The organism is Nonomuraea sp. NPDC050202 (assembly GCF_040656115.1).
GTDB lineage: Bacteria > Actinomycetota > Actinomycetes > Streptosporangiales > Streptosporangiaceae > Nonomuraea.
Genome location: NZ_JBFALF010000011.1, coordinates 21,984 through 43,132 on the forward strand (window position 1 = coordinate 21,984; position 21,149 = coordinate 43,132).

General features: G+C 72.6%; 12 protein-coding genes. 2 read left to right on the plus strand and 10 right to left on the minus strand.

Annotated elements, in window-relative coordinates:
- The 10 genes from AB0I79_RS27670 to AB0I79_RS27715 form a co-directional block, all read right to left on the minus strand.
- The gene (locus AB0I79_RS27670; protein WP_357878335.1) at positions 1-5,847 is read right to left on the minus strand and encodes an SDR family NAD(P)-dependent oxidoreductase; all 5,847 of its coding nucleotides are present in this window, start codon (positions 5,845-5,847) and stop codon (positions 1-3) included.
- Positions 5,844-6,818, minus strand: coding sequence for an enediyne biosynthesis protein (locus tag AB0I79_RS27675; protein ID WP_357878338.1), 975 nt, complete (start codon positions 6,816-6,818; stop codon positions 5,844-5,846). The genes AB0I79_RS27670 and AB0I79_RS27675 overlap by 4 nt, the downstream gene beginning before the upstream one ends.
- A 4-nt stretch (positions 6,819-6,822) precedes the next feature.
- On the minus strand, positions 6,823-8,793 hold the full coding sequence (locus tag AB0I79_RS27680; RefSeq protein WP_357878341.1) for a CRTAC1 family protein: 1,971 nt from the start codon (positions 8,791-8,793) through the stop codon (positions 6,823-6,825).
- The gene (locus tag AB0I79_RS27685) at positions 8,790-9,836 is read right to left on the minus strand and encodes a DUF1702 family protein (protein ID WP_357878344.1); all 1,047 of its coding nucleotides are present in this window, start codon (positions 9,834-9,836) and stop codon (positions 8,790-8,792) included. Before AB0I79_RS27685 ends, AB0I79_RS27680 begins: the two co-directional genes overlap by 4 nt.
- 166 nt (positions 9,837-10,002) lie before the next feature.
- Positions 10,003-10,968 carry a DUF1702 family protein gene (locus AB0I79_RS27690; protein ID WP_357878347.1) on the minus strand — a complete coding sequence of 322 codons (966 nt, stop codon included), beginning with the start codon at positions 10,966-10,968 and terminating at the stop codon, positions 10,003-10,005.
- An 11-nt stretch (positions 10,969-10,979) separates the two neighbouring features.
- The gene (locus tag AB0I79_RS27695; protein ID WP_357878350.1) at positions 10,980-11,897 is read right to left on the minus strand and encodes a hypothetical protein; all 918 of its coding nucleotides are present in this window, start codon (positions 11,895-11,897) and stop codon (positions 10,980-10,982) included.
- A 79-nt stretch (positions 11,898-11,976) separates the two neighbouring features.
- Positions 11,977-12,201 carry an acyl-CoA carboxylase epsilon subunit gene (locus tag AB0I79_RS27700; RefSeq protein ID WP_357878353.1) on the minus strand — a complete coding sequence of 75 codons (225 nt, stop codon included), beginning with the start codon at positions 12,199-12,201 and terminating at the stop codon, positions 11,977-11,979.
- A gap of 156 nt (positions 12,202-12,357) precedes the next feature.
- Entirely contained in the window at positions 12,358-15,126 is a 2,769-nt protein-coding gene (locus tag AB0I79_RS27705; protein ID WP_357878356.1) for an AAA family ATPase, read from the minus strand.
- Between the two features lie 16 nt (positions 15,127-15,142).
- Positions 15,143-16,915, minus strand: a complete 1,773-nt coding sequence (locus AB0I79_RS27710; RefSeq protein WP_357878359.1) for a 2-isopropylmalate synthase — start codon at positions 16,913-16,915, stop codon at positions 15,143-15,145.
- A 5-nt stretch (positions 16,916-16,920) separates the two neighbouring features.
- Entirely contained in the window at positions 16,921-17,265 is a 345-nt protein-coding gene (locus AB0I79_RS27715) for a hydroxyisourate hydrolase (RefSeq protein WP_357878362.1), read from the minus strand.
- 299 nt (positions 17,266-17,564) lie between these two features.
- Here AB0I79_RS27715 and AB0I79_RS27720 point away from each other — a divergent pair, with 299 nt between their 5' ends.
- The gene (locus AB0I79_RS27720) at positions 17,565-17,786 is read left to right on the plus strand and encodes a hypothetical protein (protein WP_357878365.1); all 222 of its coding nucleotides are present in this window, start codon (positions 17,565-17,567) and stop codon (positions 17,784-17,786) included.
- A gap of 331 nt (positions 17,787-18,117) precedes the next feature.
- Positions 18,118-21,147, plus strand: a complete 3,030-nt coding sequence (locus AB0I79_RS27725) for a BTAD domain-containing putative transcriptional regulator (RefSeq protein WP_357878368.1) — start codon at positions 18,118-18,120, stop codon at positions 21,145-21,147.
- Positions 21,148-21,149 lie beyond the last annotated feature (2 nt).

Sequence of the window (21,149 nt, forward strand, 5' to 3'; positions counted from 1 at the left end):
TCAGGACCGCCCTTCGGTGAGAACGGCGACCACGACGGGGTCGTTCAGGCCCCGTACGGTGGTCGCCAGGGTCGCGATGCGCGTGCCCGCGGCGGCCAGCACGATCCAGCCGTCGCCGGCGTCCGCGTGCAGTTCCGGCGGCCCGTCGGGCTGGGCCGCGGTGAGCTCGGCACCGCGCAGGCAGGCCACCGCGGCGCGGACGCGGGCGGCGGCGACGTCGCCGCTCTCCCCCGCCTGCGCGGCGATCCGCTCGGCCAGCGCCGCGTGCGCCGCGGCCTCCGGCTCCGCGTGCTCCTGCGCTCCGGTGCCGACCGGGGTGATGGCGCAGGCCACCGGCTGCGCGGCGGCGACGCAGAGCGTCAGGCCCGGCACGTGGGCGAGCGCGCTGTTGGCATGCGGCGTGCCGGCGGGCGCACTGCCGCCATCCGGCCTGCCGGCGACCGCGGTGGTGCCATGCGGCGTGCCGGCGAGCGCGCTGCCATCCGATCTGCCGGCGACCTCGGTGGTGCCGGCGGGTGCGGCGTGCAGGCGCTGCCGGGCGAGGTCGGTGAGCTCGTCGCCGGGTTCCGTGACGACCGCGACGCTCGCGCCGACCAGGTCGCCGAGCCGCCGCTCGACGTACGGGCCGAGCAGCGGCGCCGTCCACGGCCCGCGGCCGTCCTGCTTGCGTACGGCCTGCAGGCGCAGCCCCTCCCAGCGCTCGACGAGCTCGCCGGTCTTGGTGCGCACCGCGATGTCGTAGACGTAGGTGTCGCCGTCCCTGCTCCGCTCGGCGGCGCAGTAGCGCACCTCGTCCAGGTCGTCCAGCGCGCGACCGCCGGGACGTACCCGGTCGATGGCGGTCGGCAGCAGCGTGGCGTCGGGCACGCAGACCTGGTTGCCGTGCATCAGCGCGTCCCGCATGCCGGGGTCGCCGAGCAGCAGCTCGCCCGGCAGGTACCCGGCGAACCACGAGCCGTCCCGCTCCACCGCGAGGTCGGCGTCCACGTGGCGGGCCGCGGCCCGGTGGTAGCGGCGCAGCCGCTGGAAGCGGCTGCCCTGGAAGAGCACCTGGCCGTACAGGTCGGCGTCGGGTTCGAGCGCCACCGGGGGCAGCCCGTCCGGGATCTGGCCGGGCGGCCCCTCCGGGCAGGGCTCGGCGTCGAAGCGGAGCACGGCGCTGAAGTGGTCCACCTCGAACCCGGTCTCCGCGCTGCGGATCGTGACGGCGACCGTGTCGTCGCCGGTGGCGGCGGCGGCGATCCTGAGCGTGGTGCTCCCCTCGGGCGGCACGATGATCGGCCGGGTGAAGGCGGCCCGTTCGATGACGGGCGCCTCCTGGCGGCCGGTGGCGGCGCACGCCACCTGGCTCATGGCCTCCATGCCGATCACGGCGGGGAACAGGAGGTTGCCGTCGAGCAGGTGGTCGGCCAGGTAGAGGTCGGTGCCGGCGTTCAGCTCGACCTCGCTGACCAGCTCCACCCCGTGGTAGCGGATCAGCGGCGTGCCGACGAAGCGCAGCAGCGGCAGCTCGGGTTCGTCGCGCCTGACGGTGGCGACGCCCTCGGTGCGCCCGCTGATCACCACGACGCCCTCGGTGGCGGGGTCGGTGACGAGCCTGCGCATGATCTCCACGCCCTGCTCGACCGGGATGGGCGTGATGCCCTGCTCGGTGAGCCGGTCCACGACCGACAGCCGCTCGCCCATGCCGACGTCGGACCACACCGACCATTCCAGGCACAGGCTCCTGCAGGCCGGGTTGGCCGCCCCGGCCTCGGCGGTGAGCTCGGCCAGCCACTCGTTGGCCGTGGCGTAGTGCGCCTCGCCCTGCAGGCCCGCCCTGCCGATGATGCTGCCCAGCGTGACCAGCAGGCGCAGCCGGCCGGGGTCCACCGCGGCGAGCACGTTGCGCAGGCCGTCCACCTTGGGGGCGAACGTGCGGGCGAAGTCGTCCAGGCCGAGGCCGGCGATGCCGGCGGGGGCGTTGTAGCCGGCGCCGTGCAGGATCGCGGTCACCGGGCCGAGCACCTGCTCGGCCTCCTCGACGGCCTGCCGCACCTGGCCGGGGTCGGCGGCGTCGGCTCTGGCGTAGTGGACGGTCAGGCCGCACTCGGCCATGCGGCGCAGGTTCGCGGCCAGCTCCTCGTCCTGGGCCGGGTCGGAGCGGCCGAGCAGGGCCAGCTTGGCGCCACCCGCCCGACCGCCTGCCGCACCGCCTGCCGCACCGCCTGCCGCACCGCCTGCCATGGCGATCGCGCACTCGGCGGTGATGCCCTTGCCGCCGCCGGTCACCAGCAGCACGTCGTCCGGTGAGAGCGGGTGCTCCTCGCGCTCCTGGCGGGCGGGCATCGCGCGCAGGGTGGGGACGCGCCGCACGCCGTCGGCGTCGTAGCAGACCTCGGAGAAGTCCGAGGTGGCGGCCACCTCGGCGACCACCTGCCCGATCATCTCGGGTGCCTGCGGTACGTGCACGACGGTGGTGCGCAGCCCGGCGGCCTCCAGGTGGAGCGTCTTGGCCAGCCCGGCGGCGCCCCTGCCGTGCTGGACCAGGACGAACCGGGTGCCGGGGCCCGCCGCGAGCGCGGCCTTGGCGCCGAGCAGTGCCTGCTCCAGGTCCTCCATCGCGCAGTGCGGCGGTAGGCACACCAGCACACCTGAACCGACCTTCTCCTGTTCGAGCGCCTCCCGCAGCGGCTGCGCGAGCGCGGAGCCCGCGGGCGCGAACACCTCCCACCGGCCCTGCTGCTCCTTGGCCACCCGCTTGGGCGCCGGCAGCTCGTCCAGGTCGACCGTGAACGGCCGCACCCACGTGGCCGCGGCGGCGACGCCGCGGGCCCGCTGGTCGCGCGGCTCGGCCGCGAGCCGGTCCAGCGCCTGGCCGAGCTCGCCCAGGGTGGCGGTGGCCACGTTGGGCAGGTGCACGGCGGGCATGCCGAGGTGCTGGGTGGCCTGGTCGAGGATGTGCATGACGGTGACCGAGCTCAGGTGCAGGCCGTCCAGCGGCTTGCTGTCCGCGGTGACCATCTCCAGCGGGAGCTCCACGCGCTCGGCGGCCAGGCGGCGCAGCAGGTCCGTGGTGGACTCACCGGTCCGCTCCGCGCTCTGCTGCGCGGGCTGCTCCTTGGTGACGGGTCGGGCGACCGCCTTGACGACGGTTTTCGGCGCGGACTCCGCGGGGCTGGCGAAGAACGAGAACTCCGTCCCGATCTCCAGGGGGTGGACGAGGCGGCCGTGGAACAGCTCCTCGTGCGCGACGGGCACGCCGCTCACGTGGGCGGCGGCGACCACGCCGAGCAGCCCCGTCAGCGACTCGCCATCGGTGTCCAGCGCGACCGCGGGCACGTCGGTGAGCTCTCCGGCCAGCCCGCTGAGCACCCGTCCAGGCCCCACCTCGACGAGCAGGTCGAGCCCGGCGGCGGCGACCCGTACGGCCTGGGTGAACAGCACGGGCGCGGTGATCTGGCGCAGCAGCAGCGCGGTGACGTCGGTGTCGCCGTTCAGCTCGGCGCCGGTGACCGTGGAGACCACCCGGCGGGCCGGCGGCGTGAACCGCTCGCCCTCCAGGGCCTGCTCCAGCGCCTGCGCGGCGGGTGCCACCAGCGGCGAGTGGAAGGCGTGCGAGACGTTGAGCTTGGTCCAGGTGAGGCCCTCGCGCGTGGCGGCCTGCCCGACCCGCTCGACCGCGTCGACGGGCCCGGCCACGACGGTCTGGCCGGGCGAGTTGTATCCGGCGATCACCACGGGCAGGTCGCCGATCAGCCGGCGCGCGGCCTCGGGACCGGCGCGCAGCCCGGCCATGGTGCCGGAGTCGCTGTGCCGCTCCATGGCCTTGCCGCGCTTGCCGGCCACGCGCAGCAGCGCGCCCTCGTCCATCGCGCCGGCCCAGCACAGGGCCGACAGTTCGCCCAGGCTGTGCCCGACGCCGACCTCCGCCTCGATGCCGAGCGCGGACAGCGCGCGGACGCCGGCCATGGAGCCGGTGGCGATGCGCGGCTGGGCGACCGAGGTGGCGACCATGTCGCCGGTGGCGGGCAGGGCGGCCGTCCGGTAGAGCTCGTCCACGCACGGCAGGCGCCTGCGCAGCGCGCCGCCGCCCGTCCCGCGTCCCGAGCCCTGGCCGGGGAAGAGGAAGCCCACGCGGGGCCTGGCCGCGGCGCGGCGCAGCCACGCCTTGCCGTCCGGCGTGAACAGCTCGCTCTCGCCGGAGTCGAGCGCCGTCAGCACCCGCCCGAGCTGCCGCTCGGCGTCCTCGGGCGAGGCGACGACCGCCGCCGCCCGGTACGGCAGGCCGCGCAGCCTGCCGCGCAGCGTCTCGGCCAGGTCGCCGAGCTGGGCGTAGGACACGGCGGGCACGAACGCGGCCGCCTCGGCCACGTGGCCGCGCAGCTCCTCCCAGGAGGCCGCGTCGAAGAGGAAGAGCTCCGCGTCCTGCTGGGCGGTGGCAAGCGCCCTGGTCCTGCTGGACATCCGCCGCCTGGGCGCCTCGGCCTCCAGCACGACGTGGGTGTTGATGCCGCCGAACCCCATGGCGGTGACGCCGGCGCGCAGCGGGCGGCCGTCGGGCCACGGCTCGGCCTGGCGCAGCACCCGCAGCGCGGCGGGCTCCTCGGCGAGCACGGGGTGCGGGTCGACGCAGCCGATGGTCGGCGGCAGCACCTGCTCGTGCACGGCCATGGCGGCCTTGATGAGGCCGGCCACCCCCGCAGCCGCCTTGGCGTGGCCGATCATGCCCTTGATCGAGCCGACGGCGGCCGGCGGCGCCGCCGGGTCGGCGGCGGCCCTGGACTGCGACAGCGCGGTCAGCTCGGTCGCGTCGCCGATGGCCGTCCCCGTGCCGTGCCCCTCGAACAGGGACACGGTCTCGATGCCGAACCCGGCCCGCTCGTACGCGCGCTCCAGGGCCAGCCGGTACCCCTTGACCTCGGGGCGCGTCATCCCGCCCTTGCCGTCGGAGGAGATGCCCCACCCGGCGACCGTGGCGTAGATCCGGTGCCCGGCCGCCAGCGCGTCGGCCTCGCGCATCAGCACCACGATGCCGCAGCCCTCGCCGGGCCAGAACCCGTTGGAGTGCCGGTCGTAGAGCCGGAACTCGCCCTTGGCCAGCGCGCCGGTCTTGGCGAAGCCGATCACCTCGAACGGGTCGATGGACAGGTCGACGCCGCCGGCGACGGCCACGTCGAGCTCGCCGTCACTGAGCGCCTTGGCCGAGGTGACGACCGACAGCAGCGAGGAGGAGCAGGCGCCGTCCACGATGTAGCCGCCGCCGTGCAGGTCGTAGTGGTTGCAGATGCGCCCGGCGATGGTGTTGGCCAGCCCGCCGGCGAGCGTGTCCTCGTCCACGGGCGGGAACGGGTCCTTGTAGACCTCCTCGTAGCCGGCCAGGAACGTGGCCAGCCGGTCGTCGTCCCAGCCCTGCTCCTTGAGCGCGGCGGCGAGCGTGCGCCTGACGTACGGCCAGCGCAGCCGCATGACGTTGGCGCGGGTGAACTCGCCGGTCAGCGTGTTGCCCATGACGACGCCCGTGCGGGCCCGCGGCAGCCCGCTGCCCTCGGGGAAGCCGGCGTCGGCCAGGGCGCGGCCGGCCATGTCCAGCGCGAGCCAGTGGGTCAGGTCGGTGGAGCGGTACGTACTGCCCGCGATCCGGTGCGCCAGCCTGTCGAAGGTGTACCCCTCGATGACCGCGGCCGTCCTGGCGTAGAAGGTGTCGGGCGCGGCGGGATCGGGGTTCCAGTAGTCCTCCAGCCGCATGCGCGTGTCGGGCAGCCGGCGGAAGGCCCGGCGCCCGGCGACGGCGTTCTCCCACAGCTCGCGAGGGGAGGCCGCGTCGGGGTAGCGGCAGGCCATGCCGACTATCGCGATCTTCGTCATGCCTTCGCGACCTCTCTCCCTGTGGCGGCGACCGCCTGCTCGGCGGCTGCGGTCACCCTGGCGGCGTCCAGCGCCCTGGACTGGTCCACGATGTGCAGCGCCCAGAGGAAGCCGCCGCGGATCAGGCAGACGGCCGCGGTGGCGAAGAAGATCCCGTAAGGGATGTTCATGCCCATCAGCAGGCCGTACACGAGGGCGACGCCGCCGCCGAAGGCCACCTGGGACAGCGGCCTGGACGGCGTGGTGCCCGGGTCGGTGATCATGTAGTTGGTGAAGAGGATGAACGCGACCCCCGTCATCATGGACAGGCCGCCCAGGATCGAGATGTCGTCGATGAGCAGCCCGCGCACGATCGCCTGCAGCGCGAAGCCGCCCACCCACGCGCCGATCAGCCACATGCGGTTGGTCAGCTTGCCGTTGAGCATGGTGCCGCCGACGATGATGATCGCCGGGATGATCCAGTCGATCGGGTTGTAGACGTTCTCGGTGAAGTGGTACGGCGGCGCGATGCTGGCCCAGGGGAAGACGAGCAGAATCACCGCGATGCCGAGGTTGGAGGGGTTCATGAAGTGCCGCAGCCGGCCGCGGACCGGTGCTCTGAGCACCCACTTGGCCCCGACGGCCACGGTGACGCCGAACATCATGACCAGCACCTGGTCGTTGACGTAGGTCAGCATGTTGAGGGCGATCGAGGTGATGTGCGCGGGCAGGAGGAACTCCATGAGGCCGCGCGCGCCGTTGCCGAGGAAGCGCGGCGCCCTGCCCTCGGCCCGGGCGCCGATGATCTCCAGCACGATCTCGACGGTGTAGCCCGTGGCCAGCGCCACGAACGGCCAGGTCCACGGCTGCTCGAAGCCGAACCAGGTGTAGCCGAGGATGTTGAACACCGTGATGGAGATGGCGAACCTGCGCAGCGCGGTGATGACCTTCGGATCGTGACCCGGCTTTTTGGTGACCGCCTTGTCTGCCATGTCGTCACTTCTCCTTCGCGGACGTGCCGAGCTGGACGGCGTGCCAGCCGGGGGTGAGCTGGAGGTCCTGGCTGCGCGGCTGGCCGGTGCGGTCGCGCCAGGTCAGGCGCACCTGCAGCGGCCCTGTCACGTTCTGGCCCAGGCCGAGGTGGATGGCGTGCGCGCGCTTGCCGGAGTGGCCGCTGCCGCCGTCCACGCGGCCGACGAGGGTGCGCCCGTCCTGGGTGGTGACGGTGGCCTGCGCGCCGATCGCCGGGGAGCCGGCGGCAGATCCGGCGGCAGATCCGACGGCGGGGTCCTCGTGGGTGAGCCGCAGCCCGAGGAAGGCGCCCTTGGAGGTGCTGGTGTTCTGGTAGAAGATCGGCGCGTCGAACTGCCGCGCCACGGCGAAGTCGATCAGGCCGTCGCCGTTGGCGTCACCGGTCGCGATGCCGCGCGTGGGCACCGGCACGGCCAGCCCGAGCTCCTGCGACAGGTCGGCGTAGCGCCCCTTCCCGTCGGGCGCGAAGAACGCCAGGTGCTGGCTGCCGGCGATGTCGCCGCCCTCGGTGACGTTGGGCCACGACTTCGGGTTGCTGGTGATCTGGTCGTTGGCGGCCGCCAGCTCCTGCAGGGGCGGCCAGCGGTTGACGTCGCCCTTGACGAAGCCGGTCGCCTGGACGATCTCGAGCTCGCCGTCGTTGTCGAAGTCCTCGATCTTGGGGTCCCAGCCCCAGCCCGACCAGGCGGTACGCAGCTCGGCGCTGAGGTCCTGCCAGGGGGCCGCGCCGCTCTTGAGCTGGGCCCGCAGGTCGTCCTTGCTCTTCGCCGTGGAGATGAACTGGAAGTTGCTCTCCTGGATGCCGTACGGCGTGGTGATGTTGCTGACGAAGAAGTCGAAGATGCCGTCGTGGTTGAAGTCGCCGGCGTCGGAGCCCATGCCCTTGAAGGAGTCGTCGCCGAGGACCTTGGACTTGGGCACGCCGGGGCCGCGCACGGCCTCGACCCGGGAGAAGGAGATCGTGCCGGGCTTGGAGGTGTTGTAGAGCAGGTGGTCGTGGCCGAAGTCGTTGTTCAGCATCAGCTCGGGCAGCGTGTCGCCGTCCAGGTCGACGGAGGTCGCGCCGAGCTCCCAGCCCGTGGACAGGTCCTTGGGCAGCACGTCGCCGAGCGTGGTGAAGCTCGCGGTGGGCCGGTCGCCTGACGTGCCCGCCGTCCACCGGAAGAAGTAGTTCCTGCCGCCGTTGACCGCGTTGGACAGCGAGTCGTTCATCTCCACGCCGCCGTCCTTGCCGCTGTCGAGCACGGGGCTGCCGTCGGGGAAGTAGTTGCCGACGAAGATGTCGGGCCTGCCGTCGCCGTCGAAGTCGGCGACCGTGGCCACGTTGCTGTTCCACAGCTCGCCGCGGTAGGCGCCGCCGCCCGGGGACGCGGGCACGAGCTCGGTGGCGTGGAAGGCGTCCGCGCCGAGCGTGGTCGCGGTCGAGCGCTGCAGGTGCAGCGTCGGCGTGCGGCCCCACCAGTACACCAGCAGGTCCATCCTGCCGTCCTGGTTGTAGTCGGCGGGGACGGCGCCCATGGGGGCCATGGCCTCGTTCATCGGCAGGGAGCCGTAGGCGAGCTCGAACGGCTGGTACCGGGCGGTTCCCTGGCCGGGGGCCGGGGTGACGACCACCTGGTCGGTACGGGTGTCGACGATGACGAGGTCGTCGTCGCGGCCGTTGCCGTCGAGGTCGTTCATCGCGATCGCCGCGCCGACCGAGGAGATCCACGCGTCGATGTGCTTGTAGGCCTTGTTCACCTTGCGGATCGTCTGCTGGGGAGCCCCGCCCGGCATCGCGATGCTCATGGGCGCGAAGCCGTACGCGCCGGCCAGTTGCTCCCGGTCCGCCTGCGACGCGAAGGTCGGGCGGCCCACGAGGAACACGGCGATCATCAGGACCAGGGCGATGACGCCCGCGAGCTGCTTGCGCAGCCATGCGGCCACCACTGTCACGGGGTAACACCTCCAAAGGAGTGAAGACTGTCGGCGATGCGCGCGCGCCACGTCTCGTACGCGGGCAGGGCGCCGGGCGCCGGCGCGACGCCGGCCTCTCGCACGGCGGCGGGCTCCGGCGCGACGCCGGGCTCCCGCACGGCGGCGGACTCCCGCACGGCGGCCGGTTCCGGCGCGGCGGGCCGGGTCTCGCGGCAGAGCGTGGCCGCCCGCAGCGCGCTCGTCCCGCACAGCACGTGCGCGGCCAGCTCGTTGTGCGGGGACAGCAGGCCGGCGCGGATCCTGGCCTCGGCGGCGAACGCGCTGCCCTGGGCGAGCTGGGGAGCGTGCTCGCCCGCCCGCCGGCGCAGCTCGCGCAGCTCGGACTCGCCGGCGCCGCCGGCGTAGGTGGCCGCCAGGCCGGTCCCGCTGTACAGGTCGGCCCTGCGCTCCCGGGGGAAGCCCTCGATCAGGGAGGTGACCCTGTCCACGTCCGTGCCGCCGACGAACCACAGCGCACGTCCGATGCCCTGGTCGATGGCGCGGGCGGCGTAGCTCTCGTACCCGGGCGGCCAGGAGAAGCGCGGCTCCTGGTACTGCTCGTACACGTACCGCCGGGTGTGGAAGTAGGCCTGGTGGAAGCCGTAGCCGTCGTGCACGAGCCACAGCAGCAGCGGGTCGAGCCGCCGGCTCGACGGCCACAGGAAGCGGGGCAGCCGCGCCATGGCCCACCCGATCCCGACGTAGATCATGTAGTTGTGCCTGTCGCCCGCGCCGCTCAGGAACTGCCGGGTCCTGCGCAGGTCGGAGAAGGCCAGGCAGTCCAGGACGGCCAGGCCCATGCCCGCGCCCTCGTAGGCGAAGCCCTTGAACCTCGCCGGCACCTGCTCGAGTCGCTGCTCGGCCTCGGCGAGGCTGCCCGCCCCCACGGCGTGGGCGTAGCCGGCGAGAAAGCTCTCGCCGACGGTCTCCAGCAATTCTTTGGCCGCCGCGTCCTTGACCGGGAAACCACGCCTTTCGAGCGTGGTCTCCCGGACGTTGGGCGTCAGAATTTTCTGCCTCAATGACCGCAACACACTGGCCAAAATCGCCCTCCAACCTTGTGGTCAGATAAACTCTTACTAATTAGCCCATCCGGTCCAACAGTCGGACAACTCCGGATTTGCTCAGCTCAGAGGGCGTTTCCGCGCAGCGTCGAGCCACGCACCGAGCCAGGTGGGAATGTCGCGGTCAGCGGCCGGCTTTTTCCGTGGAGAAATGCGCGCGGATGCGGCCGCGCCAGATCTCGTAGTCGTCATCGGCCGTGTCGTCCGCGAGCGCGACTGTGTCCGGCACGGAAAGGCCGGTGAGCACCGCGCCCGCCGCTTCGCTGTGCGCCGGCAGGAAACCCGCGTAATGGCGCGCCTTCACCGCGAACACCGATCCCTGGGCCAGGTGCGCCCGGTGCTCGCCCGCCTCCTCGCCCAGCGCGTCCAGCGCCGCGCCGTCGCAGCCGCCCGCGAACGTGGCGGCCAGGCCGACGCCGCTCCACAGGTCGGGCTGCCGGTGGGAGGCGAAGGCCCGCACCGCCGCCGACACGTCGCCGGCCCGCGCCCCGTGGATGAACCACAGCGCGCGCCCGATCCCCTGGTCGGCCGCGCGCGTGAAGTAGCCGGGATCGCCCAGCCACGGGTACGGCTCCGGCACCCGCTGCCCCTCCACCCACGTGCGGGTGTGGAAGTAGGCCAGGTCGAAGCCGTACCCGTCGACCGCCAGCCAGCTCATCGTCGGGTGGTACGGCGTGCCGGACAGGTCGGGCAGCACCTTCTTCCACAGCGGCCTGGGCAGGCGTGCCATGGCGAAGCCGATGCCGATGTAGGCCAGGAAGATGTGCGGCTGGCCGGGGCCGAGCAGCAGGTCGCGGGTGCGGCGGGCGCCGCCGCCCGGCATGACGTCGCGCACGGTGAACGCCATGGTCGCGCCCTCGTAGGCGAAGCCGCGCAGCTCCGGGTCCACCATGGCCAGCCTGCGCTCCACCTCCCACTGGTCACGGGCGTCGATGCCCCATTCGAAGCCGCACACCACGGCCTGGGGGATGGCCTCCAGGCGGGCCGTCGCCGCCGAGGTCGCGCCGGGGAAGCCGCGCCGGGCGAACGTCACCTCTTCCAGGGAAGGGGCCAGGACGAGCCTGCGCAGCGAGCCGAGCAACGTGGACATGGTCGCCTCCTTTAGGACCACGGCGCTACGGGGTACCAGGGGATGATCTCCCTGCGGGCCAGCAGCCGCAGGTCCCAGTACAGGAAGGTGAACACGCCCGCCACGATCAGGGTGGCCGCGGTCACCGCGGCGACGCGGCCCGGCCTGGCCTGCAGCCAGCGCCGAAGGCCGCCGCCGAACCGCGCCACGATCAGGAACAGCACCGCCATGAGCACGACGTTGCCCAGGGACTGCAGGGTGAAGGCGGCCGCGCCGTACAGGGGGTTGCCGCCCTCCGCCGCGTGCCTGAACAGGTGTCGGAACAGCGGGAAGGGACGCCCGATGAGGAAGCCGCCGATCAGCGCGCCCAGGAACACCAGGCGGGCGCGCGGCGCGCGGGCGAACGGGTCGGGCACCAGCCCGATCGCGGCCAGGCCCAGGTAGAGCATGGCCAGGCCGATGACGCCGAAGACCACCATCGACTGGATGCTGCGCGGCGACAGGGCGCCGGCGACGTTCTGGGCGGTGGAGAACTGCGGCATCGCGACGCCGACGGCGCCCACGACCGCGCCGTAGAGCGCCGACACGGCGGTCATGCCCGCGCCCAGCCACCCCAGCGGCGCCAGCAGGCGCCTGGTCTGCCCGCCCTCCGACACCATCGGCGCCACCGCGCCGAAGACCGCGATGTTGCAGGCGGTGAACGTGCCGGCCAGGCCGCTGACGAAGGCGAAGACGACACCGGCCGCGACGCCCGCGAGGGGCCGCTCCCCCGCGCCCTCGCCGAGCAGGGTGTCGGTCACGGTGCCGCCGATGGTGGTGTCGACGAAGCTCGCCGACCACACGACGGTGAGCAGGAACCCCGCCAGGCAGCTCATCGTGACCAGCAGCCATCTCCTGCGCGGCGCCTGCGCGCCCGCCGGTGGTGCCTCGACCCTCGCCGTCTCGCTCATCCCGGACCTCCGCGGTTGCCGATCGTCGCTCTCAGGATGAGCCGGAAGGTGATCTCGGGCAACGGCCCGCCACTGCTGATCACCACAGATCGCGCCCGGCTGACCAGCCGCTCAGCCGCCAGCCGTCGCGCCCGCCCGCGGGCAGCGGCCCGCGCGACGGCCGCCCGGACGCGGCCCATCGCGTGTCCCGGTCCTCCTCGCCCCGCGCCGCGCGGGCGTTCCGCGTCACGCACCGGGCGATGGCGGCGGCGATCGCCTCCAGCTCCTCGGGGGTCGCCATGCCCCGCACCACGGTCAGCTCCATACCATCGACGATCACCCGCGCGGGCGGGCGGCGGCAACTTCCCGCATGCCCTGCCGCCAGGGCCCTGCCATCGGGGACCCTGCCATCGGGGGCCCTGGCGTCGGGGACCTGACTTCAGGACCCTGCCGTCAGGACCCTGCCGTCAGGACCCTGCCGTCAGGGCCGGGGCTGGTTGCCGAACTCCTGGATCAGGGGGAGGTCGGCGCGCCCGGTGATGTTGAGCTTGCGGTAGGTCCTCGTCAGGTGCTGCTCGACCGTGCTGACGGTGATGTACAGCTTGTCGGCGATCTCATGGTTGGTGTATCCCGCCGCCGCCAGGGCCGCCACGCGCCGCTCGGCCCCGCTCAGCGCGCCGATCATGGCGCCGGACAGCGGCGCCGGCACGTCGTCCGACTCCGTCGCCCGGCTCAGTGCGGCGAACATCGGGGTGGCGTGGCACTCCTCCGCCGCGGCCAGGGCCCGGCCGGCGATGGTGCGGGAGCGCCTGCTGTCGCCCAACGCGTCGTAGGCCTCCGCCAGGTCGGACAGGGCTCTGGCCAGCTCGTACTTGTCGCCGGCCAGTTGCAGGTACTCCGTGGCCTGCCTGAGCAGCGCGGGGCGGCGCTGCGGCTCGGCGCCCGCGGCCCGCAGGCGCAGGCCGATGCCCCTGGCGCGGTGCGCGGCGTGATCGCAGGCGTCCAGGTGAGCCTCGATGAGGTGCATGGCCTCCTCCGCCTGGCCCACGCGCAGGCACGCCTCGCCCGCGTCCGCCCGCCACGGGATCATGGACGGGTTGTCCAGGCCCCAGGCCGTCATCAGGTCGCCGCAGCGCAGGAAGTCGTGGATGGCCAGCGTGAAGCTCTCGGCGGCCAGGTTGTAGCGGCCGCGGGCGTGCAGGTAGTGCAGGCCGTACCGGGTCTGGAACATCGCCTTCGGCACCGGGCGGTCGAGGTACTCGCGCACCGCGTCCTGGCGGCCCATCGCCGTGAGCGCGTTGATCATGCTCGCCAGCGGGCCGCCGATGGCCACGCCCCAGCTGCTCATCGGGATCGTCTCCAGCGCGGTGCGGGCGTGCCGCTCGGCGGCGGGCAGGTCGCCCTGCCGGATCGAGATCTCGGCGCGGATCGCCGCCAGCCTGGCCTGCCTGCTCGGCGCCTGCCTGGCCGAGGCCTCCGCGCTGAACTGGTCGCACAGCGGGGCCGCGCGCCCGCAGCGGCCGGCGTAGGTGAGCGCGAGCAGCGAGTTCTCCACCACGTCCATGGACATCTCGTCCAGGTGGGTGTTCTCCAGGATGCGCTCGACGGTTGCCAGGCTGGCCTCGCGCGGGCCGCGGGTGACCACCTCGGCCAGGGCCAGGGTCGACTCCATCCGCCTGCTGACGGCCCCCGACACCATGCCGGCCAGCACGTCCGCCTTGCGCGGGTAGCGCGTGTGCGCGACGAGCGGCGGGTGGGTGGCGCGCAGCCAGAGCTGGGTGACCAGGAGCTCGGCCCGGGTCTCGTGGTCGGCCGCGTCCATCTCGCTCGTCAGGCGCTCCAGCACCTCGCGGGCGTCCTCGAAGCGCCCGTGCCACAGCAGGGCGCGGGCCAGCACGATCGCGTCGCTGCCGCGCAGGCTGCCCTTGGTCAGGGCCTCGGTGAGCAGGTCGAGGTTGCCCGCGGAGGCGGCGGGGTTGAGCCGCCACTGCGCGCGGACGAGCATCGTCATGATCTTGGCGCGGCGGGACTCGTCCGCGCACTCGCGCCAGGCCAGCTTCAGGTAGGAGATGGCCTCCTCGACCCGGCCCTCGCGCAGGGCGATCATGGCGGCCTCCTCCAGCGTGGGCACCACCCAGGAGGCGTCGATCGCGGTGGCGTGCAGCAGCAGGTCGGCGACCACGCACGGCGGCAGGCCCCTGGTGTAGGCGAGCTCGGCCGCGCCGCGGTACAGCTCGCGCCGCCGGGCGAGCTCGGTGCCGGCCAGGACGGCCGACCTGACGGCCTCGTGCCGGAACGCGCCGGAGTCCAGCAGGCCGATCGCCGCCATCGCGGCCAGCTCCCTGCTGACGTCGAAGCCGGGCAGCCCGAGCAGCTCCTCCAGCCCCTCGTGCCCGCCGAGGATGGCCAGCCCCTGCGCCACCTGCGCCGTACGCGGATGGCCGCGCCGCAGGCACTCGCGCACGGCCTGGTCGAACTGCTCGCCGACGACCAGCTCGGCGGGTGGCGCGTCGGCGGTGCGCAGGAACCTCCGGTAGTCCTCGGCCAGCGCGCCGGCCAGCAGGGGGTTGCCACCGCTGAGCGCGTACCAGCCGTCGATGAAGCGGTCCACGGCGCCCAGGCCCACCCGGCCCGCCATCAGCGCGGCCACGCCGCGGCGCGACAGCGGCGACAGCCGCAGCCGCCGGCAGTGCGGCAGGCGCAGCACGTCGGTGCCGAACATGTCGTCGTGCGGGAAGCCGTCGTTGTGCGCGAAGACCGTCACGGCCTTGGAGCCCCTGACCCTGCGCGCCATGTAGGCCAGGCAGATGAGCGAGGCGCGGTCGGCGTGGTGCACGTCGTCGACGAGGATGACCAGCGGGTAGCGCTCCGACTGCTCCAGCAGCACCGTGATCAGCGCGTGCACCACCTGCTCCTCCAGGAGCAGCTCGCTGCCGGCGCGCTCGGTGGCGCTCCTGCGGCCCTCCTCGATCAGGCGGTCGGCGCGCTCGCGCTCCCCCCGCACCAGCGGCGCGTCCTGGATGAGCTGGCGCAGCACGCCGAGCTGCAGGCCCTGCTCCATCCTGGACGCGGTCGCCGTGATCGCCAGGGCGCCCACGTCGATCGCCCGCTCGGCCAGGGCATCCAGCAGCGCGCTCTTGCCCATCGCCGGCGGGCCGCTGACGAGGGCGATCTTCCCCTCGCCCAGCGCCGCGCCGGCGATGAGCGTCTCAAGACATGACAGCTCTTCCTGCCGCTCGATCAGTGCCATGGCCGGATCCCGATCTCTATCGTTTCGCCATCACGCGTCTGAGCCTGGGCGGCCCGAGACGCCGGCCACGGCGCCCGTCCTCATGCCCGTCCACATTCCCGTCCACATGCCCGTCCACGCGCCCGTCCTCGCACGCGCCACCGGGGAGCAGCCCGTCACGCCGCGCCCTGGCCACCGAGGAGCCGACGGCGGCCAGCGCCGCGGCGCACACGTCCGGCTCGATCCCCACCCCCCAGACCGGGTCACCGTCCAGCTCGCACTCGGCGTACACGGTGATCTCCTCGCCCCGCCGCACCGACGCCCCGCCCATGAGCCGCACCACCCGCGTCACCAGGCCGTGCCGCTCGAGCGCCGACCGCAGCGACGCGACCGTCTCGGTCCAGTCGGCGCCGTCGGGCTCGCCGTCGATGTGCAGGGTGGCCACCGCGCCGGGAGCCTCGAACGCGGGGACGCAGGGCACGACGTACTCGTCGGCGAACGCCTCCATGATCCGTTCCGGCGCCACCTCGCCACCGGCGTCGTCGGCCAGCGACTGGACGAGCCCGGCGAACTCGGCCTGCAGCCCTCGGGGCAGGTTCATCCCGTAGCGGGAGCTCATCACGTACGCGGCGCCGCCCTTGCCGGACTGGCTGGTCACCCGCACCACCGCCTCGTAGGTCCGGCCCACGTCCTGCGGGTCCACCAGCAGGTACGGCACCGCCCACGGCAGCTCGGACCGGTCGCGCCCGGCGACCGCCGCCTGCGTGGCCATGGCGTCGAAGCCCTTCTTGATCGCGTCCTGGTGGCCGCCGGAGAAGGCCGTGTAGACCAGGTCGCCGCCGTAGGGGTGGCGCGGCGAGATCGCGATGCCGGTGCACTCCTCGACGATGCGGCGCACACCGTCCAGGTCGCCGAAGTCGATGCCGGGGTCGATGCCCTGGGCCGCCAGGTTCAGCCCCAGGGTGACCAGGCAGACGTTGCCGGCGCGCTCGCCGTTGCCGAACAGGCAGCCCTCGACGCGCCCGGCGCCCGCCAGCATGGCCAGCTCCGCCGCCGCCACGCCCGTGCCCCTGTCGTTGTGCGGGTGCACCGACAGGCAGCGGAAGGCGCGGCGGCTCAGGTGGCGGTCCATCCACTCGATCTGGTCGGCGAACAGGTTCGGCGACCAGCGCTCGACGGTGGTCGGGAAGTTGAGGGTGATCGGCCGGTCGGGGCCCGGCTGCCAGGCGTCCATGACGGCCTCGCAGATCTCCACGGAGAAGTCCAGCTCGGTGTCGCTGAAGTGCTCGGGCGAGTACTGGAAGCGCAGGTCGCACCCGTCGAGCAGGGAGTCGGCATATTTCATGACCAGGTGGGTGCCGTGGACGGCCAGGTCCTTGCACTCCTGGCGGTTCACGCCGAGCACCAGCCGCCTGACGGCCGGCGAGGTGGCGTTGTAGAGGTGCAGCGTGGCCCTGGAGGCGCCGCGCAGGCTCGCCATCGTGGCCTCGATGAGCTCCTCCCGCGCGGGCGTCAGCACCGAGATCACCACGTCGTCGGGGATCAGGGCGCGCTCGATGAGCAGGCGCACGAAGTCGTGCTCGTCCCGGCTCGCCGCGGGGAAGCCGATCTCGATCTCCTTGTAGCCCATGCCCACGAGCAGGTCGAACATGACCAGCTTGCGCTCGGGCGACATGGGCCTGGACAGCGCCTGGTTGCCGTCACGCAGATCGGTCGAGAGCCAGCGAGGCGGCGCGCTGAGGGTGGCGTCCGGCCAGGAACGGCCGTCGAGCGGGATCCGCGGGGGCGAGCTGTACCTGGTGGCTTTCATGTCGATCAGATCCTCGAGCCGAAGTTGGTCGAATAGGAATACGGCGAGAGCCAGACTTGAATCTTGTACACGCTCGCGTCCTGATCACCCAGCAGGCGGAAGACCACGCTTATCTCCGGATAAGCGGAGCTGAGCCCGAGCGCCCCGAAATAGCGCTCTCCGCTGAACACGAGGCGGTAAAGGCCGCGGCCCAGATCGAGCGCCAGCCATTCCGGGACATAGCCCTCGTGGCCGATCTCGGATTTCCCGTCGAGCACCCATCGGGCGTCGGCCATGCGTTCGAGGCGCACCTCCATGCCGGCGGCGGGGCGGCCGTACACCGCGTCCTGCGCCTCCACCGAGATTCCCATGTCACCACACCCATCAGGGCTAGAAACCAGCTGCCGCGGGCCTGTCACCCGCGGGTACTCGTTCACCATGCAGAGCGCGGCTATCGCGGCTCCTTTCGCGTTCTATCGAGCCGCTATCGCCTGGCGATAGCGGCGCGAAGGCGGGCCGATGGATCGCCATCGCAAAGCGATGGTGCGCCGCGCCGACCAGCGCCGATATCACCCCGAAAGCCGCGCGATGCGAAGTGAATTGCGCCCTCCGTGAGCGTCATCGGCGAACGCATCGACCGATGCGGATCACGACTCGGAGGTAGGTCGAAATGGCTACTCGCATCAGCAGGACGGCGGCCCTGGTTCTCGTCTCGATCATCGCGATCTTCGGCTCCATCGCCGGCCTGGCCTCCCCCGCCTCCGCCGACTCGCCCTGGGAGACCCCCTCCGCCGGCGACTCCCCGTGGGAGACCCCCTCCGCCGGCGACTCGCCCTGGGAACTGACCGGCGACTCCCCCTGGGAGCTGACGGACGACTCCCCGTGGGAGTGAACGTCAGGCCGTCAAGTAGCTGGTAACACATCGCCCAGCGATGTACGATCCTCCACAACCAAATCAGGGTCCGCCCAAGGCATACAGGTGTCACGCTGCGAGCAGTTGCTGCCCGATCGCCTCGGCCGCCCCATTGGCGGGCGGCCGTACGGGGGGTGCTGGACCGCTGGTCTTACTTTTGTCGTGAGAATTTCGGACCACGCACGTCAGAACGGCAACCGTTGCGGACAATCTCTTCGAGGAGATATGCGTGGAATTTCGTGTACTGGGGGCCCTCGAAGTATCCGCGAACGGTCGGCAACTCGGCCCTGGCGGAGCGCGACAACAAATCGTGCTCGCGGTCCTGCTACTCAACGCCAACCGCTCGGTCACGCTTGATCGCCTGGTCGAGGCGATCTACGACGACGAGCCGCCTGCGACCGCGCGCGCGCAGGTGCAGATCTGCATTTCCGCGCTGCGCCGGCTGATCAACAAAGACGGTCATCCCGAAATGATCGTCACGACGCGGCAGGGATACACGTTACGCGCCCCGGCCGAGTCCATCGACGCGCACCGCTTCGACAATCTCGTCGGCAGGGCGCGCAAGGCGCGCGAGCAGAAGCACTTCGAAGAGGCGATCAGCCATTACCGCAGCGCGCTGGCGCTGTGGCGCGGGCCCGCTCTCGACGGCATCGACAGCAGGTACGTGCAGGCGCTGGCGAGCTGGCTCACCGAGCAGCGGATCACCGCCAACGAGGAGTGCGTGCAACTGGAGCTGGACCTGGGCCGCCACCAGGAGCTGGTGGGCGAGCTCAGCCGGCTCGTCAAGGAGAACCCGCTGCGCGAAGGGCTCATCGCCCAGCTCATGACCGCGCTGTACCGCTCAGGCAGGCAGGCCGAGTCGCTCCAGGTCTTCCGCGACGCCAGGCGCAGTATGGTCGACGAGCTGGGCATCGAGCCGAACGAGCGGCTCCAGCAGCTCGAGGCCGCCATCCTCAGCGCCGACGACAGCCTCGCCGCGCCCGCCCCGCCGGCGGTGCCCGCCGCCGAGCCGGTCGCGGCCACGCCCATCTCCACGGTGCCGCGCATGCTGCCCGCGGACATCGCCGACTTCGTCGGCAGGCACGACCAGATAGAGAAGATCAGCAAGCGGCTGACCATGCCGCTGGACGGCGACGCGCGCTTCGCCGTCCCCATCGTCGCCATCGCGGGACGTCCGGGCATCGGCAAGACGACCATCGCCATCCACGCGGCGCACACCATCGCCGAGCACTTCCCCGACGGCCAGCTGTTCGCCAACCTGCACGGCGCCCTGGCCAGGCCGGTGAGCCCCATGCAGGTGCTCGACCGCTTCCTGCGCGCGTTCGGCGTGCGCGGCTCCGAGCTGCCCGAGACGCTGGTGGAGCGCGCGGAGATGTTCCGCATGCTGCTGGCCGACCGCAAGGTGCTGATCGTGCTCGACGACGCCGAGTCGGAGAGCCAGGTGCTGCCGCTGATGCCGGGCAACCCGCCGTCGGCGGTCATCGTGACCAGCCGGCACCGCCTCGGCGGCCTGGCCGGCACGACCCAGGTGAGCGTGACCGAGTTCGACGTCTCGCACGCCGTCGAGCTGCTGTCGCACATCGCGGGCGAGGACCGGGTGCTGTCCGAGCCCGAGTCCGCCGCCGCGCTGGCCGAGCTCTGCTGCTGCCTGCCGCTGGCGCTGCGCATCGCGGGCGCGCGGCTGGCCGTCAGGATGCACTGGGGCGTGGACCACCTCGTGGACCGCCTGAGGGACGAGGCCCGCAGGCTCGACGAGCTCAGCCACGGCGACATGGGCATCAGGGCCAGCCTGTCGCTGACCTACGAGAACATCAGCGCGCCGGCCCGGTGCCTGTTCAGGCGGCTGGCCCTGCTCGACTCGCCCGTCTTCTCCGCCTGGGCGGGCGCCGCGGTGCTCGCCGAGCCGCTGACCACCGCGCAGGACCTGTTCGACGACCTGGCCGACGCCCACCTCGTGGAGGTCATCGGCACCGGCGGCGCCTCCAGGGTGCAGTACCGCTTCCACGACCTCATCAGGGTGTACGCCCGCGAGCGCCTGGCCGCGGAGGAGGACCCGGCCGAGCGCAGCGCGGCGCTGACCCGGGTGCTGCACGCACTGCACGCCCTGCTGATGGCGGCCCACGACCGCGAGTACGGCGCGTCCGACCAGGCGCGCAAGAAGCGGGCCGAGATCGATGCCTGGCTGCCCGACGCGCTGGTGGAAAGGCTGGTCTCCAACCCGATCGCCTGGTTCGAGCGCGAGCGCCACCTGCTCGTCTCCGGCATCCGGCAGGCCGCCCAGGCCGGCCTGATCGAGCTGTGCTGGCGCATGGCCAGGAACGCGGAGCCCTTCTTCGAGCTGCGCGGCTACCTCGACGACTGGCGCGAGACCCACGAGATCGCCCTGGACGCCGCCCGCCAGGGCCACGACGAGCGCGGCCAGGCGGAGATGCTGATCGTGCGGGCCTCGCTGGCCCAGACCGAGCAGCGTTTCGACGACGCCAGGCGCGACTTCGAGGCCGCCCTGGCCATCTTCGAGCGCATCGGCGACGTGCCCCTGGTCGCCAGGTCCACCCGCAACCTGGCCTTCCTCAAGCGGATCGACGGCCAGCTGCACGAGGCGATGCACCACCTGGAGCAGGCGCTGGCCATCTTCAACGACATCGGCGACCAGCTGGAGGCGGCGATCACGCTGCAGAACCTCGCGGCGATCAGGGCCGAGTGCGGTGACATCGACGAGGCCAAGGTGCTGCTGGCCGAGGCGCTCGTCCGCGGGCGCGACGGCGGCAGCAGGCGCATCGTCTCGCAGGTGCTCCACCGGATGGGGCGCATCCACCTCCAGGCCAACGAGTTCGGCCTGGCGGCGGGGGCCTTCGAGGAGTCGCTCACCATCGTTCAGGAGATCGGCGACACCACCGGCGAGGCGTACGCCCTGCACGGGCTCGGCGTCGCCAACGTGCGGCGCGGCCGCCTGGCCGACGCCGACGCCTTGCTGGACAAGGCGCTGACGCTGGCCAGGCGGTCGCGTCACAAGCTGGCCGAGGCGCACGCCCTGGCGGGGCTCGGCGAGCTGGCCCTGGCCACCGACCGGCCCCGCGACGGCGTCGAGCACCTGCGCAAGGCCGCCCTGCTGTACCGCCAGACGCGGATCCCGCTGCTGGAGGCGCGCACGCTGATCAAGCTGAGCGACGCGCTCTGGTCGATCGGCGACACGACCGCCTCGGACCGGGCCGTGACCCGGGTGATGGAGCTGGTCGAGCACGTGGACGACAGGACGGGCAAGCTGGTGCTGGAGCACCTGTCCTCGGTCAACAACCGGGCGGGTCCGCTGATGCTGCCGACCACCGGGCCCACGGTCTGACC